Raw genomic sequence first — 19,566 nt, 5'->3', positions numbered from 1 at the left:
CTTTGGGGCGGGGAGGATGTCAATTGGTAAGGTAGTACTCATTTCAGAAGCTGAATATCGTGAGTTTGCAGCCAACAAAGAGGCAACTTGAAAGATGACGGGTATATAACTATAAAGGGGATGTCCATGATACTGGAAATAATTCATACGAGCTGGATAAACCAGCCCGATAAATTAAAAATAATCAATGGCAAGTATATGAGAATCCTTAACTATGGAGTAAAAAGCATGAGGAACCCAAGAGTCAATGTAAATGGAATCCCCTTGTTTAAGGCTATCCCTACGGCGTTCTCTCTGCTTACTCAGCCATAAAACACCAATTTCTCCTTGAAGAACATAAACAACTTCTTTGACCTTATGACCAGTATTCAATTTCATCTTTATACAAATCATTGCAAAGTGGGGTAGTTTTGAGCACCATTAACTCAGGGTCAGCAAGCGTTTTCATTACGTGACGGTAATGATAAAGATCACCAGCCTCACTTGTTTTTATTCTCTCAAATTGAGTTCCTCCGCGACTAATTTTTACTCCAGCTTCCAGATCATAAGGATAATTATCCAGCAAAGATAAAATATCTTGTACTGGCAAACAAGTAATCGGTCCATGAACCACTGTGAATAATAGAATATATAATTAAAATCAATAAATTGATGAACTGGCAGGTAGAACCAACTTTCTATGAACCTAACAAATAAGTTAGGCTGTTAAGAAGACTGTTAAAATAATGAGGTCAGAAAATGCGAATCCTTATCAGGACTCTTTGAAGTCAAGTATATGTTTGTGACTACATTACTAGAAAATTTTATTTACTATCTTGAATTAAGTCGGTATCTATATAATCATTTAGTTATATCCTATCTTTATCCATTCTTTAGCTTGAGTTTCAATCGTATAAATGATAATTATAGCTAATTATTAGTATTATTAACACAGAGTATTCATGTCAATATATCGTTGATACGAATAGGTACAAAGCACAGGGAGTATAAGAAATTTAAAGTCTGGGATAATCTTACTCATGGGTGAACGAGCCGATATCTCCAAGTCAACTAAACACATTCAACAACTATAGGTTTTTCAGAATACTACCAAATGCAACATGACAAATAGAATAACTTAATAATATTAAGTAGTTAATAATAAAATAAAAGAAACAAGTACTGAACAAAAGGAAAACGATCACTATGTTTAATAATAGAGCTGTTATGCTGAATGTGTTATTAAGTTCTGCAAACATCACCGGTTCGTCTGGTCTGATGATTTGGGTAGATACTATGCTTAAAGATGGAGGCATGATTCTATACGCTTATATTCCTGTTTTTTCCTATTTATTGGGATTATCTTTGGGGTGTATGACCATATCTTTCTTCATTCGAAAAATGAATATTGCTCTTTTTGGAAAAAATATTTTTGGATTTTTCTTATTCTTAGCAACTATAAACTGCATTCTCTTTTCAAGAGAAACAACTCTTATTTCAGTTTGGCTGGATGCTCTGCATAGAATATTATGGGGAGTAATAAGTGGATTTATTGTCATAATGGGAAGAAATATTCTTATAACTGAAGGGAATGAAAATAAGACGAGTAAGGATTTTTCTATCTTAAGCCTGGCGCTATTAAGCCTGCCATTTATAATTCCAGTCATTTTTTCTTTCTTAGGTTTAAATTCCCGCACATCAGCAGATTTTTTTGCTGCTTTTATTTATTCTATTGCTTTGATTATCTATTATACGGGCTTTAAAAACAATAATTTAAAAAAACAAAAACTCGATATTAAGGATTTTGTGAAAACAACCAATAGATTAGTTGTTTTCTTCTCTTTTTCAAGTTTAGTCATAATCAATGTTTGCTTTTTCCTCTCTTTAATGATTATGCCCGCTATGCGAACAAAATATTTTGAACATATTGATATGGTTCAAATGTATATTATACTACTGATTATATGGTTCCCCTGTGCAATTGGTATCATGAAAGTCATGAAATCCGTAATTTTAACAAAAAGAATTATGATAGGTAATATCATTCAATTATTTTCTCTCGGATTTTGTTCACTTGGCATTATTATAAATTCGGGCATACTCTATTTGCTATTCACAATTATGGTGTTTTTAGCTAATACAATTATGCAACCTATTTTTTTCTCTTATCTGGGGTTATATTCAAAAAATTCTCTTTATACTTTGGGTATGCAGTCAGGGATTTATGTATTTGTTACTATGATTATTCTCCTTTATACTATTTACTTAGGTGTTGGCCTTGAAGAAATCATTACTGGATTTACAATATTATTAATTTCTTCAATAGTTATCTCTACTATTTTCCTTTTAGCAGTTAATTCAAAAAAAATAATAATAGGTAGTAAAAAATAATAAATTTATATAAAAATAACTTTTATTGACAATATCTCAACCTTGCTTTTATTTTTTAATTAATTCAATTAAGAGATAAAGGTAACAGATATCATGGCAATCGCATGAGTGATATTTAATCATTTATACCCAATAGATTTCAAGTTGCAGTGCGGCGGTAAGGGAGCGAATCCCCGGGAGCATAGATAACGATGTGACCGGTGTGAGTGCAGCCAACAAAATAGCTGTTTTCACACATTTCCCAGAGACCCATTATTAAAGCCGCTCCGATGCTTATTATTGCGCACAATACCACCTACGAGTTAATTGGCGATCAATAATGAAATAGATTTAACTTAAAAATATACAAAAATATTCGAATTTATGAATATTAGACTAATTTTATTGTCTTTAACCTTTATATTCCTTTGGATACAGCGGCTTAATAGCAGTGAATAGCCGTATTAATGGGAATAAATTTGGAATAAATAGCGATATTAATTTTACGGATCAAATGATGATTGGATAAATCATGTCAAACTAATTTGACTTTAATCTGAAATGAGTGTCATTCATTTTGTTTTTAGATATAATTGAAAGATACATTCTAATAAGTAATTAATTGTGTGATTTTATTTCCTGAAAACAATAAACAAATAATTTATTTTTAATTTAAAATTATTTATTTTTTATATTAAAAATAACTGACATATACATTGGTCGTATTATTTTTTTATTACAAAAAAATATATATAAAATTAGTTTTTGTTTGAAATTATTTCGTCTGAGTGTTAAATATAATTAGCGTTTACATCAGTTGTATAATTTGATTATTATAAAATAATATGTAATGAAGCTAGTTTATATTTTTGCATGTTAAGATATATCTGATTAAGTGTTAACTTTATGATAAATATGGTTTTTTGCTGTTGTAAGGGGGGCTGATTTGCACATAATTATCAAAGCAAACCCATTGTTAATTAAAAGTCAGGAAAGTGAATTCATCTTTCTAGTATCTGGTTTTTCCTGAAATAGTTTACATCAGATATTAATATTATACCCAATAGATTTCAAGATGGATCGCGACGGCAAGGGAGCGAATCCCCGGGAGCATAGATAACTATGTGACCGGGGTGAGTGAGTGCCGCCAACAAAGAGGCAACTTGAAAGATAACAGGTATAAATGGACAAAATACAGCAAGGATTTAGCTCTCATGCCAGTATATATATCCAATAGATCCATTTTTATTTAGTTATGGAGTTCAGCGTCTGCTAATAAAAAATTGCAGTAAATCAAAGGCGCTTATCTAAAAAACAGGAACAAAAATGGAATACTTTTTTAGGTTCACCAGATGAACTGTTTATTCCACGGTTAGGAAAATTATCGTTGCAGAATTGTTAATTATGCGGCTATCAACCGGAATATGACATCCAGCGCCTGAGAGAAAATATTGCCTGAGCATCTTTCGATGTCTGGCGTGCTCGTTGTTATTTCTCCTAAAAGTAAAAGAAAAACATTTTTTATGGTTGCTGGAAATAACAGTTTTCAAATATTTAACAGATTCGTTGAGGTAGTAAGTAAATGAAAGAGAGTATCGCGAGAAAGGGAAGTTCCGTTGAAGCTGAACACACACTGTTGCTGGAAACCTGGAATGCGACTGAAACACTGTATCCTAACCAGTTGTGTCTCCATCAGTTATTTGAACAGCAGGCAGCGAAAACCCCGGCAGCCACGGCGTTGATAGCGGGAGAGCAAATCCTTAGCTATGCGGAACTGAATGCTAGTGCTAACCGGTTGGCTCATCAACTGATTGAACAAGGAATTCATTCGGGTGACCCTGTTGCAATCCTGCTAGAACGATCCATTGAATTGGTGGTGGCACAGTTGGCTATCCTTAAGGTTGGTGCTGTTTACGTGCCTATAGATCCCAGCGTACCGGACGAGAGAAAAAATTGGCTGATAAGCGATTGCTCAGCCACGTTATTGCTTACCGATATGCAGTTTGATATTCCGGCTGACCTTACTGTTCCGTTATTTCGTTTGTCCGATGAGACCACTACAGGCAGGGAGGGAGATTATCTCAATCCTGACTTACCGTGTTCCAGTAGCCAGGCCGCGTATATCATGTACACCTCCGGTTCGACTGGTATGCCAAAAGGCGTAGTCGTGCCTCATCGGGCCGTTGTCCGATTGGTCATTAATAATGGTTATGCTGAAATTGGGCAGGATGACCGGATTGCCTTCGCCGCTAACCCCGCTTTTGATGCCAGTACGTTTGAAGTTTGGGCGCCTTTGCTTAATGGTGCTACGCTGGTCGTTATCGATCACCTTACCTTACTGACCCCGCCAGATTTTGTGCAGGTATTACAACAACATCACATCACTATCCTGTGGCTGAGTGTCGGGTTGTTTAACCGGCTGGCAGCGGAACTGTTCCCAGTGTTGCCTCAACTCAGAATTCTGTTAGTCGGCGGAGATGTCCTCGATCCACATGTTATTGCTCAAGTACTACGCCATAGTCCGCCACAACAGTTATTAAATGCCTATGGTCCCACTGAGGGCACGACCTTTACTACCACATACCGCATTGAATCATTACCGGAGGGGACAACCAATATCCCCATTGGTCAACCAATCGCTAATACGCGAGTCTATTTGTTGGATGCTGATGGTCAGCCGGTACCTTTAGGGGAGATTGGTGAAATTTATGTGGGTGGAGACGGGGTTGCCTGCGGTTATCTTAATCGACCTGAATTGACAGCGGAACGGTTCCTGACCGACCCATTTAGTGATTCACCGGATGCGAGAATGTACCGCACCGGGGATTTGGCTCGTTATCTGCCGGACGGCAATCTGGAATTCCTTGGGCGTAACGATCAACAGGTTAAAATCCGTGGCTTTCGGATTGAACCGGGGGAAATTGAGGCTCGGTTGGTAGAATACCCTACAGTACGCGAAGCGGTTGTGTTGGTGTTGGGGGATGGGCAGGACAAACATCTGGTTGCCTATGTGTTGGCGCAAGCGGATGACGGATTAGCTGCCAGCTTGCGCAATCATCTAAATGCCCGGTTACCTGATTACATGATACCAGTGGCTTTTGTGTGTTTGGATGAATTCCCGTTAACCCCAAACGGCAAATTGGATCGTCGGGCATTGCCGGCACCGGGGAAAGAAGCCTTTGCCCGTCAAGTTTATGCTGCGCCACAAGGGGAGATGGAAACTGTACTAGCAACTCTCTGGCGTGAATTACTGGGGATTGAGCAGATTAGCCGCCATGACAGTTTCTTTGCATTGGGCGGCCATTCACTACTAGGCGTGCGCATGATTGAACGTTTGCGTCAGCTTGGGTTAACGCTGGCGGCACGTAACCTGTTCCAGTCGCCGGTACTGTTGGAACTTGCCCAAACATTAGTACAGCATCAGTCTGTCGTGTTGCCACCTAATGTCATTACGCCGATGACAACGACGCTGACGCCAGAGATGTTACCGCTGATTGATCTGACTCAGCCTGACATTGACCGCATTGTTGAACAAGTGCCGGGTGGGATTGCTAATATTCAGGATATTTATGGGTTGTCACCGTTGCAGGACGGTATCCTGTTCCACCATCTGTTGGCAAATGAAGGTGATCCCTATTTGCTGACCTATCCGATGACCTTTGCTAGTCGGGCTTTGCTGGATCGTTATCTGGCGGCAGTTCAACAGGTGATTGACCGCCATGACATCTTGCGGACTGCTTTTATCTGGCAAGGATTATCCGTTCCGGCTCAGGTGGTTTGGCGTCAAGCCCAGTTATCAGTGACCGAATTGGCGCTGGACCCGGCTGACGGCTCGATCAGTGAGCAATTGACTCAACGTTTTGACCCGCATCGATATCGTCTTGACCTGAGTCAGGCGCCATTGTTGCGCTTTGTTGTGGTGCAGGAAACCGATGGCCATTGGGTAGCCCTGCAATTGCAGCATCATCTCATCGGTGATCATACGACGATGGAGGTAATGAACCGGGAAGTTCAGGCGTACTTTGCTGGTCAGGAGAATAACCTGCCAGCTCCAGTTCCCTTCCGTAATCTGGTGGCTCAGTCTCGACTTGGAGGAAATCAGGAAGAGTATTCTCGTTTCTTTACTGACATGTTGGCGGAGGTGGATGAGCCAACGCTGCCATTTGGACTAAGCGAAGTGCATCGTGATGGTTCGCAGGTGACACAATCGCATCAGCCGCTATCACCGATACTGAATGAGCGCCTGCGTGGACAGGCCCGGCGTCTTGGTGTCAGTCTGGCGGCCTTATGCCATCTGGCTTGGGCACAGGTCCTGTCGCGTACCAGTGGCCAGGAGAAAGTGGTGTTTGGTACTGTGCTGTTTGGCCGCATGGCCGTGGGGGAAGGGGCAGATAGTGGCATGGGGCTGTTTATCAATACTCTGCCGTTGCGGCTGGATATGGATGATACCCCGGTGCAGGAGAGTGTCAGAGTGGCACATAGTCGGTTGGCCGGGTTGCTGGATCATGAGTACGCTTCATTGGCGCTGGCTCAGCGTTGCAGTGGGGTTGCCAGTGGTACACCGCTTTTTAGTGCTTTATTGAACTACCGGCATAATGAACAGCCGATCACTCCGCATGAAATAATGAGCGGAATTGAATTCCTTGGGGAACAAGAGCGCACTAACTATCCGTTTGTGCTGTCGATAGAGGACGGTGGTTCTACTTTGGGACTGACTGCTCAGGTGGTGCAACCGTTTGATCCAGCACGGATATGCGGTTATATGCAACAGGCGCTGGAAAGTCTGGCTGATACGCTTGAACAGGTGCCAGAAACGCCAGTACGGGCACTGAACGTCTTGCCTGAAACTGAACGTACTTTATTGCTGAAAACGTGGAATGCAAGCGAAGTCTCCTATCCTGATTCGTTGTGTATTCATCAGTTATTTGAGCAACAGACGGAGAAAAATCCTGAAGCAACTGCACTGATGTATGAAGAACAAACCTTCAGTTATGCGGAACTGAATGCGAATGCTAACCGGTTGGCTCATCAACTGATTGCTCTGGGTGTAACACCAGATCAACGGGTAGCGATCTGTTTGGCAAGTTCACCGGCACGGGTGGTCGGGGTATTGGCGGTATTGAAAGCGGGTGGTGCTTATGTGCCTTTGGACCCAGCTTATCCCGGTGAACGTTTGTTACATATTTTGACCGATGCGACACCGGCTATTTTGCTGGCAGATAACGCCGGACGTGCGGCATTAGGTGAGGATGTGGTCTCAGGGCTGATCATACTTGATCCCAATACGCTGCCAGACCATCCGGCCAACAATCCACAGATACCTGCGTTGACCTCCCGCCATTTGGCGTATGTGATTTACACTTCTGGTTCGACCGGCATTCCGAAAGGGGTGATGGTTGAACATTGTGGGTTGGTCAATCTTATCCGGGATAAAATCACCCAGTTTAATGTTCGTGCTGAGAGCCGGATGTTGCAGTTCGCTTCATTTGGCTTTGATGCCAGTGTTTGGGAAATCATGATGGCACTGGCCGGAGGGGCGAGTCTGGTTATTCCTGACGACACGGTTCGTCAGGATTCGCGTAGACTCTGGCATTATCTGGAAGAACAGTCGGTGACGCATGCCTGCTTGACTCCGGCCTTGCTTCGGGATGGGGCTGATTTACCGATGATAGCAATAAAACCCACCTTGATACTGGGTGGGGAAGCTCCCGGTGCCGCATTACTCCAGACGCTGAGCAGCCGGGCAATATTGTTCAACGCTTATGGCCCGACAGAAATAACGGTTTGTGCCACCGCCTGGCGTTGTCCGTCAAATTATAAGGATACATTGATTCCTATTGGGCGTCCGACGGCTAATACACGGCTTTATCTGCTGGATGCTCACGGTCAGCCAGTGCCATTGGGCGCTGTCGGTGAGTTATATATTGGTGGTGAGGGTGTCGCGCGTGGCTATCTCAATCTACCTGATCTGACTGACGAACGTTTCCTGACCGATCCATTTAGTGGGGTTGCCAATGCCCGGATGTACCGCACTGGGGATTTGGTTCGCTACCTACCAGATGGCAATTTGGTATTTATTGGTCGTAATGATCAGCAGATTAAAATTCGCGGCTTCCGGATTGAGCCGGGAGAAATCGAAGCACGATTGACTGAACATCTGGCGATCCGTGAAGCGTTGGTATTAGCGTTGGGTGACGGATTGGCTAAGCGTTTGGTGGCTTATGTTGTGGCTGAACCGGATGATGGACTGGTTAACAATTTGCGTGCCCATCTGAGTACAATCTTGCCTGATTATATGGTACCAGCCGCCTTTGTACGTTTGGATGCCTTCCCGCTGACGCCTAATGGCAAGCTGAACCGTCAGGCATTACCGGTGCCGGGGGAGGATGCCTTCGCCCGACAAATTTACCAGGCACCACAAGGCGAGATTGAAATTGCACTGGCGGCTATCTGGTGTGAATTGCTGGAGATTGAGCAAATCGGTCGCAATGACGATTTCTTTGCACTAGGCGGCCATTCATTGCTGGCAGTACGAGTAATGAACCGTGTGGCTGATTTCGGTGTCCAGCTGCCGCTGACTACATTGTTTCAATCATCCTCTTTGATGGCTTTGGCTGAGGTGGTGAGTGCACGGCTTAATGAACAGAGTCGTCGTGTGTTGCCTGCTATCGTACCGACCCCCCATGACGGCGAGCTACCGCTGTCATTTGCTCAACAGCGCCTGTGGTTCCTGGCGCAGTTTGAAGGTGTCAGTGAAACTTATCATATCCCTTTAACACTGCGTTTACGTGGTCAGCTTGACATCGATGCCTGGCAGCAGGCGCTGAATCGCCTGTTTGCCCGCCACGAAGCTTTACGTTCGGTCTTCATCACTGTTAATGGGCAACCGCAAGTTGAGCTGTTGCCGACAGAATTCGGCTTGCCGGTGAAAAAATATGATCTGCGTAAAGCGTTTGACGTGGATAAACAGCTTAAATACCTGTGTGAACAAGAAGCTGAAATGCCGTTTAATCTGGCTCGCGGGCCGTTAATCCGTTCTGCTCTGGTACAGCTGGCGAACGATGATTATGTATTTTTGCTGACCCAGCATCATATTGTTTCTGATGGCTGGTCTGTAGGAATACTAAAATCAGAATTGAGCGCACTTTATGTCGCTTGTTTGAAACAACTGCCTGATCCGTTGCCGCCATTGATGATTCAATATCCTGATTACGCGGCATGGCAGCGGAAAGTTTTCTTAAGTGAAGGATTACAGGCTCAGCGTGATTACTGGCACCGTGTGCTGGCAGATGCGCCGGTATTGCTTGAATTACCCACCGATCGGCCACGCCCATCTCAGCAGTCATTTACCGGAGGCCGGATACCCGTCCACGTTGATGCCTCGTTGGTACAGGCTTTGAAGCAGCTGGGACAACAGCAGGGTACGACACTGTTTATGACATTGTTGACCGCCTGGGCTGCATTGTTGTCACGTCTATCGGGACAGGATGATCTGGTGATCGGCATACCGAGTGCCAATCGCAACCGGCGGGAAATTGAGTCGCTAATCGGGTTCTTTGTCAATACCCTGGCATTGCGCATCGATTTATCGGGTACGCCGGACATGATAACGCTGCTCCAGCGTGTGCGACAGACGACACTGGAAGCACAGGATCATCAGGATCTGCCCTTTGAACAAGTTGTTGAGATCGTACAACCGCCACGTAGCACAGAACATACCCCGCTGTTTCAGGTGATGTTTGCTTGGCAGGAAGCAGAAACTGAGGAATGGCAACTGCCAGGATTGTCGGTAACTCCGGTTGGTCAGGAGTACGATATCGCTAAATTCGATCTGCAACTGGAATTGGCGGAGAAGGATGGCGAGGTTATAGGGGAATTGACCTATTCTGCTGTTTTATTCGACCGAAAAACGATTGAAAGGCAGGTTGGTTATTTGCAGGCCATATTGCGAGCGATGGTGAGCAATCCTCAACAATCTGCCACAGCTATCAATATCTTGTCATCCACTGAGCGGACATTATTGCTGGAAAGCTGGAACCAGACTGAAGAGCCATATCCTGAACAGCTGTGTGTTCACCAATTGTTTGAACAACAAGCAGAGAAAACCCCAGATGCTATCGCGGTGAAGTATGAAAATCAGACGTTGAGCTATGCGGAACTCAATGCTCGCGCTAATCGGCTGGCTCATCAGCTTATTGTACTCGGCGTGAAACCGGATCATCGGGTAGCGATTTGTGCGGCTCGTTCACTCGCCCGGGTGGTCGGGTTATTAGCTGTATTGAAAGCGGGTGGCGCTTATGTGCCGTTGGACCCAACGTATCCCGGTGAACGTCTGACTTATATGTTAACTGATGCAGCCCCGGCTATTTTGCTGGCGGATGATGCCGGACAGGCAGCGCTGGCGGAGGAGGTTATGGCGACGCTGATGGCGCTTGATCCAAATATCCAGCCGGATCAGCCGGACAACAACCCGCAGGTACCTGAATTGACCTCCCGGCATCTGGCGTATGTGATTTATACGTCTGGCTCTACTGGCAGGCCGAAAGGGGTAATGGTTGAACATCATGGTGTGGTTAACCTGACGCTAACACAAAACGCGCAGTTTAACCTTTGTGCTGCCAGTCGGATGTTGCAATTTGCTTCATTTGGTTTCGATGCCAGTGTCTGGGAAATCATGATGGCGTTGAGTAGTGGGGCCATTTTGGTCATTCCGTCTGAGACAGTCCGTCAGGATCCATGTCGCTTGTGGCATTATCTGGAGGACGAGGCCGTGACGCATGCTTGTCTGACACCGGCTATGTTCCATGATGGCGCTGGTTTACCGGCGATAACAGTAAAACCCACGTTAATATTTGCCGGAGAAGCCCCTGGCCTGGCACTGTTTCAAGCCCTGTGTAATCGGGCAAATCTGTTCAATGCTTATGGGCCAACGGAAACAACCGTTTGTGCTACTACCTGGGATTGCCCGCCAGACTATATGGGGCGGTTAACGCCGATAGGGCGTCCGACGGCGAATAAATGTATCTACCTGCTGGATAAACACGGGCAGCCGGTACCGCTGGGAGTGGTCGGTGAGTTGTATATTGGTGGTGCGGGAGTGGCACGCGGTTACCTCAATCGTCCAGAATTAACGGCTGAACGTTTCCTGACTGATCCGTTCAGTCATAAAGCCGGTGCACGGATGTACCGGACCGGGGATTTGGCCCGTTACTTGCCGGATGGCAATGTCGTGTTTGTTGGTCGTAATGACCAGCAGGTTAAAATCCGGGGTTTCCGCATTGAACCGGGAGAAATTGAAGCCCGGTTGACCGAATACCCAGCAGTGAGTGAAGCGCTGGTATTAGCATTGGGTGATGGGCAGGATAAGCGATTAGTTGCCTATGTAGTGGCAGAAGCCGACGATGGATTGGCAATGAGATTGCGTGAACATCTGAGTACAATTTTGCCTGATTATATGGTTCCAGCGGCTTTTGTGCGTCTGGATGCCTTTCCGCTGACGCCGAATGGCAAATTGGATCGTCTGGCGTTGCCAGCGCCTGATCAGAATGCCCTTGCTCGTCAGATTTATCAGGCGCCGCAAGGAGAAATTGAGACGGCTCTGGCGACTATCTGGAGTGAATTACTGGAAGTTGAGCAGATCAGCCGGCATGACAGCTTTTTTGCCTTGGGTGGTCACTCGTTGCTTGCTGTAAAAATGATTGAACGTTTGCGACGTAGCGGGCTGGGAATATCGGTACAGGCACTATTCCAGTATCCGACATTGAGTGTATTGGCTCAGTCCTTGGATCAACATCGTGAAATCAAGGTGCCTGACAACGGTATTACACCGGATACGGCTACACTGACCCCGGCAATGTTGCCGTTGATTGATTTGACTCAGCTTGAAATTGACCGCATCGTTGATCAGGTGCCGGGAGGGGTGAGTAACATTCAGGATATCTATGCGTTGTCACCGTTACAGGATGGCATCTTGTTCCACCATTTGCTGGCAAATGAGGGAGATCCTTATCTGCTAATCACTCAACAGGCTTTTGCAGACAGACAGTTGCTGGACCGTTATCTGGCCGCCGTTCAGCAAGTGGTTGACCGCCATGATATCCTGCGCACCGCCTTTGTCTGGCAAGGATTGTCTGTTCCGGCTCAAGTAGTCTGCCGTCAGGCGCTTTTATTTGTGACTGAACTGACACTTGATCCGGCTGACGGGCTTGTCAGTGATCAACTGTCCCAACGTTTTGACCCACGCCGGCACCGTATCGACTTGAGTCAGGCGCCATTGTTACGTTTTGTTATTGCGCAGCAGGCCGATGGTCGCTGGATTCTACTGCAATTGCTACATCACTTGATTGGCGATCACACCACGCTGGAAGTGATGAACAGCGAAGTGCAGGCGTATCTTACTGGACAGCAAAACAGCTTACCTGCGCCAGTTCCTTTCCGCAATTTGGTGGCTCAGGCTCAGTTTGGGGTCAGTCAGGAAGAACATACTCGCTTCTTTACCGACATGTTATCTGACGTGGTTGAACCAACTCTCCCATTCGGGCTGACGGAAATACACCATGACGGTACCCAGGTGGTGGAGTCGCATCGGATGCTGACAGCTGGGCTGAATGATCGCTTACGTGGTCAGGCTCGGCGTTTGGGTGTCAGTGTGGCGGCGCTGTGCCATCTGGCCTGGGCGCAGGTGTTGTCGCGGACCAGCGGGCAGACACAAGTGGTATTTGGCACCGTATTGTTTGGGCGTATGCAAGCAGGTGAAGGGGCTGATAGCGGGATGGGGTTGTTTATCAATACGTTACCGTTGCGGCTGGATATCGATGATACTTCGGTACAGGATAGTGTACGTACAGCACATACCCGATTGGCAGGATTATTGGAGCATGAACATGCATCTTTGGCGTTGGCTCAGCGTTGCAGCGGAGTAGCCAGCGGTACACCACTTTTCAATGCGCTACTGAATTATCGGCATAATACGCAACCAGTGACGCCGGATGAAATCATGAGCGGGATTGAATTCTTGGGCGCTCAGGAGCGAACTAACTATCCATTTGTCTTGTCGGTAGAAGATGGCGGTTCCGATCTGGGGCTAACGGCTCAGGTGGTGCAACCGTTTGATCCGGAACGGATATGCGGTTATATGCAGCAGGCGTTAGAAAGTCTGGTGGAGGTGCTTGAACAGGAGCCAGAGACGCCGGTACAGACATTGGGAATCTTGCCTGAAACTGAACGTACATTATTGCTGAAAACATGGAATGCAACCGAAGCATCGTATCCTGATCAACTGTGCATTCATCAGCTGTTTGAGCAGCAGGTAGAGAAAAACCCCGGCGCTACGGCACTGATATATGAGAACCAAACTCTCAGCTATGCCGAATTGAACTCACGCGCGAATCGGTTAGCACATCAGCTTATTAAGTCAGGCGTATCGCCAGATCAACGGGTAGCTATTTGTGTCGCAAGCTCTCCGGCGCGAGTAGTAGGATTATTGGCCGTGCTGAAAGCAGGTGGGGCTTATGTGCCACTGGACCCAGCTTATCCGGGCGAACGTTTGTCACATATTTTGACCGATGCGGCACCCGTTATGTTATTGGCCGATCATGTTGGGCGTACAGCGTTAGATGAGCAGAAGCTTTCGGGGATGATGGTACTTGATCCGAATTTGTTGCCTGACCCGTTGGACCGTAACCCACAGATATCCGCACTGACCTCTCGTCATCTGGCGTATGTGATTTACACTTCCGGTTCGACCGGTACACCGAAAGGGGTAATGGTTGAGCATCGTGGGCTGGTCAATCTTATCCGGGATAAAATTGCCCAGTTTGATATTCACTCCCATAGCCGAATGTTGCAGTTTGCTTCATTTGGTTTTGATGCCAGTGTCTGGGAAATCATGATGGTGTTAGGAAGTGGTGCTAGTCTGGCTATTCCTGCGGACACCGTGCGTCAAGATCCGAATAATCTCTGGCGTTATCTGGAAGAACAGACAGTGACACACGCTTGCCTGACACCGGCTCTGCTCCGGGATGGGGCTGATTTACCCGTGATGACCATAAAACCAACATTGATATTGGGCGGTGAAGCGCCCAGTGTGGCGCTACTTCAGACACTATGTGGTCGGGCAACGTTATTCAATGCCTATGGTCCGACAGAGATAACCGTTTGTGCCACCGCCTGGCGCTGTCCTTCAGATTACATAGAAGGGTCTATTCCCATTGGGCGCCCGACAGCCAATACGCGGGTTTATCTGTTGGATGACTATGGCCAACCGGTACCGCTGGGAGCGGTAGGTGAATTGTACATTGGTGGTGCGGGAGTGGCGCGTGGTTATCTCAATCGCCCTGAACTGACTGACGAACGTTTCTTGATTGATCCATTTAGTGATGCAGCTGATGCACGGATGTACCGCACCGGGGATTTGGTTCGTTATCTGCCGGACGGCAATTTGGTGTTTGTTGGTCGTAACGATCAGCAGATTAAAATCCGGGGTTTCAGGATTGAACCGGGTGAAATTGAAGCCCGATTGACAGAACATCCCGCAGTATGCGAAGCGCTGGTGTTGGCATCAGGGGATGAGCAACAAAAACGTCTGGTTGCCTATGTAGTGGCAGACGAAGATGATGGCCTGGTTAACCGCTTGCGTACTGACTTAAGTGCAGTTCTGCCTGATTACATGGTACCAGCGGCCTTTGTACGCCTGGATGCATTCCCGCTAACGCCTAACGGCAAGTTGGATCGCCGGGCCTTGCCGGAACCTGATCAGAATGATTTTGCCCGTCAGGTTTATGCAGCTCCGCAAGGGGATACAGAAACGACACTGGCGACTATTTGGCGTGAGTTATTGGGGATTGAACAGATCAGCCGACACGACAGCTTCTTTGCTCTGGGTGGTCATTCGCTGCTGGCGGTGCGGATGGTTGAACGCCTGCGTAACGTTGGATTAACGCTGGCAGTGCGTGATCTGTTTCAATCTCCGGTGTTGTCTGAATTGGCCCAAACCTTGAAGTCGAATCAGGCTAAGGCCATCCCTGCTAATGTTATTACATCGACAACGACAGCATTGACGCCAGAGATGTTACCGTTGATTGATCTCACCCAGTCTGAGATTGACCATATTATCGAGCAAGTACCGGGCGGGATCGCCAATATTCAGGATATCTATGCTTTATCGCCGTTACAGGACGGCATTCTGTTCCACCATCTGCTAGCAGACGAGGGTGATCCGTATCTGTTAGCGGGGCAAATGGCTTTTGCTGACCGAGCTTTGTTGGACCGTTATCTGATCGCGGTTCAGAAGGTGATTGATCGCCATGATATCCTGCGCACGGCTTTTACTTGGGAAGGAATCTCTGTTCCGGCTCAGGTAGTCTATCGTCAGGCTCAATTGCAGGTGACTGAACTGGTGTTGAATCCGACTGATGGGCCGATTAGCGATCAATTAGCCCAACTTTTTGATCCACGCCAGTATCGTATCGACTTGAGTCAGGCTCCGCTTTTACGCTTTGTGATAGCACAGGAGGCCGATGGTCGTTGGATTGTGTTGCAGCTGATGCACCACCTGATTGGTGATCATACAACGCTGGATGTGATGGACAGTGAAGTTCGGGTGTATCTCGCTGGTCAGGAGAATAATCTGCCGGCTCCGGCACCTTTCCGCAATCTGGTGGCTCAGGCCCGGTTGGGGATCAGTCAGGAGGAACATACTCGCTTCTTTACCGACATGTTGGCCGGGGTGGACGAGCCTACACTGCCATTCGGATTGACAGAGGTACGTCATGATGGCTCGCAGATAACGGAATCACGTCGGATACTGACAGACGGACTGAATAACCGCTTGCGTGGTCAGGCCCGACGTCTTGGTGTCAGTCTGGCGGCTTTGTGTCATCTGGCTTGGGCACAAGTATTGTCGCGTACCAGTGGACAGGAACAGGTGGTGTTCGGCACTGTGCTGTTTGGACGCATGGCGGCGGGTGAAGGGGCTGATAACGGTATGGGGCTGTTTATCAATACCTTGCCGCTACGATTGGACATCAATGGTACTTCAGTTCGAGAGAGTGTACAGGCCGCTCATAGTCGGTTGGCTGGCTTGTTGGAGCATGAACATGCGTCACTGGCGCTGGCTCAGCGTTGCAGTGGTGTACAAGGTGGAACCCCACTTTTTAGTACCTTGTTGAACTATCGGCATAATGCATTGCTGGCGACGTCGAATGAAATCATGAGTGGTGTTGAATTTCTTGGTGCGAAAGAGCGAACTAACTATCCGTTTACCCTGTCGGTGGAAGATTTTGGTGAATCGTTGGGACTGACAGCTCAAATTGCCCAGCCATTTGATGCGGAACGTGTGTGCGGCTATATGCAACAGGCACTGGAGAGCTTGGTGGAGGCACTTGAACACGCCGCGGAAACGCCAGTCAGGACGCTGGAAATTTTGCCAGCAGCAGAGAGGAATTTGTTGCTGAAAACCTGGAATGCGACAGAAATTGCGTGTCCTGACCCATTGTGTATTCATCAACTGTTTGAGCAACAGGCGGAGAAAAAACCGGATGCGACGGCTCTGGTGTATGAAGAACAAACCCTCAGTTATGCGCAATTGAACGACCGGGCTAACCGATTAGCCCATCAATTGATCGCATTGGGGATAACACCAGATCAGCGGGTGGCAATTTGTGTGACCCGTTCACCGGCAATGGTCGTAGGCTTGCTGGCAGTACTGAAAGCGGGTGGAGCCTATGTACCATTAGATCCAACTTACCCGGGTGATCGTCTGGCTTATATGCTGGATGATGCTGCCCCGTCAGTAGTGCTGGTGGATAATACTGGACGTGCTGCGCTGGGTGAACAAGCGCTTATAAGATTCACGGTACTTGATCCGAATATTCTGCCTGATCAGCCGGATAACAACCCACAAATACCTACTTTAACCTCGCAGCATTTGGCGTATGTGATTTATACCTCTGGCTCGACGGGCATGCCAAAAGGGGTAATGGTTGAACATCGCGGGCTGGTTAACCTCATCTGGGATAAAATCACCCAGTTTGATATTCGTGCCGAGAGTCGGATGTTGCAGTTTGCCTCATTTGGTTTTGATGCTAGCGTTTGGGAAATCATGATGGCGCTGTGTGGTGGTGCCACGCTGGACATTCCTGCCGATACCGTTCGTCAGGACTCACTTCGTCTCTGGCATTATCTGGAGCAACAGGCGGTAACTCACGCTTGTCTGACACCGGCTCTGCTTCGGGATGGTGCTGATTTACCGGAGATAACCATAAAACCGACGTTGATATTAGGTGGTGAAGCACCGGGTACGACACTGCTGCAGGCGCTGAGTGGGCGGGCAACCTTGTTCAATGCTTATGGTCCGACAGAAATCACCGTGTGCGCCACTACCTGGCGTTGCCCGTCTGATTATACGGAGGCATTAATCCCGATTGGACGCCCGACGGCCAACACTTATGTTTATCTGCTGGACGCTTACGGCCAGCCAGTACCGTTGGGAGCGGTGGGGGAATTGTATCTCGGTGGTATCGGTGTAGCGCGTGGTTATCTCAATCGTTCTGACTTAACTGCGGAGCGCTTCCTGACTGATCCATTTAGTGACACACCGGATGCCCGCATGTACCGAACTGGCGATTTGGCGCGTTACTTGCCGGATGGCAATCTGGTGTTTGTCGGCCGTAACGATCAGCAGGTTAAAATTCGCGGTTTCCGAATTGAACCGGGTGAAATCGAAGCCCGATTAACTGAATATCCAGCGGTGCGTGAGGCTATTGTTTTAGCGCAGGGGGATGGACAGGAAAAACGGCTGGTTGCCTATGTGGTAGCAGAAGCCGCTAACGGATTAGCTACTCATCTACATAATCATCTGAGAACACGATTGCCTGACTACATGGTGCCGGCAGCTTTTGTGCGTCTGGATGCATTCCCTTTGACACCTAACGGCAAACTGGATCGCCGGGCGCTGCCTGTACCTGATCAGACTGCTTTTGCTCGTCAGATCTATGAAGCGCCACGAGGTGAAGTTGAGATTATCCTGGCAGATGTCTGGAGTAAGTTACTCGGAGTGAAGCAAATAGGTCGGTACGACAATTTCTTTGCGCTGGGTGGACATTCGCTGCTTGCCATGCGGATGATAAACCTTGCTGCGGAGCGTGGTTTGATTTGCACATTGAATAATTTGTTCCAATTCCCTGTGTTGGCTGAGCTGGTAGCGGAAATCACATCAGAATCGCTATCTCCATCGCAAAGAAGTGCGATACCTGTGCGACCTGACGGAACTGAACCGCCGCTATTCTTTGTTCCCAGCGGGATGGATGATTATTCCTATGTTTTCGGACTGGCCCAGCATATACAGTCGGATTACCCGATTTATGCATTACCCTGGCCGTCGATTAATGAAGAACAAGCATCGACTATTGAGGTACTGGCGACCAGAATGATCACCTTTATGAAGGCGATTCAGCAGCAAGGACCGTACCGAATATATGGTTACTCTTCTGGTGGCGTATTGGCTTATGCCATTGCTCAGCAGCTTTTGAATGCCGGTGAAACGGTGAATTTCTTAGGCTTGATTGACACGCCCGCTCCTCATCGCTTCAAGACTCGTGTTGTTCAGCCGAAACTTCAATTTCTTGCGGAATTGGCAAGGCAATCAGTGGATAAATATCCCCAGAAAATTGAGGCGTTACACCAGAAAATGGATGCATTGGACTTGGTGCAATTTATTGCAGCAGCACAGGAACTGGAATTGTACCCGTCAAATCTGCGTCCTGACTTAATTGCAAAACGGTGGGAACAGATGGGAAATTATGTACAGCTGGTCAAAGATTATGAACCACAAGCATTAGCGATTAAGCTACATCAATTCTATGCAATGGAATCTTACCCACAGATACCTTTCGTTACTGATGTTGCACTACAGTCTGTAAATATGGAGCCATCGTTAGGTTGGGAACAGATAGTGCCCGATTCTTCGCTACAACTCACTTCTGTGCCGGGTGACCATTTTAGTTTGATGGAAGATAGTGAGAATAAAACTATTTTGGCTAAGACCTTAAGCAGGGCGTTGGCAATGCATTGTGAAGCAGAAGCGCTGTAATGTTGTAATGTCAGTAACATTACAGGAGCAGGGCGCAATATTGATTGTCATCCGCTGATGATTAAAGTTGTTCGGTTAAACATTCTTATCGCAGCCGAACACTTTATGCTGAATAAACAGCACCGAAT

The 19,566-nt window shown here is 47.0% G+C and carries 3 protein-coding genes and 1 pseudogene; 2 read left to right on the top strand and 2 right to left on the bottom strand.

The annotated features are described in order from the left end of the window. Nucleotides 1-174 precede the first annotated feature (174 nt). Nucleotides 175-378 (bottom strand): cupin domain-containing protein, encoded by a 204-nt coding sequence (locus BO26_RS24730; RefSeq protein ID WP_072023313.1) that lies wholly within the window; start codon nt 376-378, stop codon nt 175-177. Then, complete coding sequence (locus BO26_RS19840; protein WP_036774512.1) at nt 356-589, bottom strand: cupin domain-containing protein; 234 nt, start codon at nt 587-589, stop codon at nt 356-358. The genes BO26_RS24730 and BO26_RS19840 overlap by 23 nt, the downstream gene beginning before the upstream one ends. A 596-nt stretch (nt 590-1,185) precedes the next feature. Between BO26_RS19840 and BO26_RS19835 the strand changes: the two genes are divergently transcribed. Both BO26_RS19835 and BO26_RS19830 read left to right on the top strand, forming a co-directional pair. Then, on the top strand, nt 1,186-2,370 hold the full coding sequence (locus tag BO26_RS19835) for a hypothetical protein (protein ID WP_036774511.1): 1,185 nt from the start codon (nt 1,186-1,188) through the stop codon (nt 2,368-2,370). 1,597 nt (nt 2,371-3,967) lie between these two features. Continuing rightward, nucleotides 3,968-19,438: pseudogene (locus BO26_RS19830) on the top strand (amino acid adenylation domain-containing protein); the annotation flags it as partial. Nucleotides 19,439-19,566 lie beyond the last annotated feature (128 nt).

Origin of the sequence: Photorhabdus australis DSM 17609 (assembly GCF_000711895.1) — a bacterium.
Lineage (GTDB): Bacteria > Pseudomonadota > Gammaproteobacteria > Enterobacterales > Enterobacteriaceae > Photorhabdus > Photorhabdus australis.
This window is presented reverse-complemented; position numbering and strand designations above follow the sequence as displayed.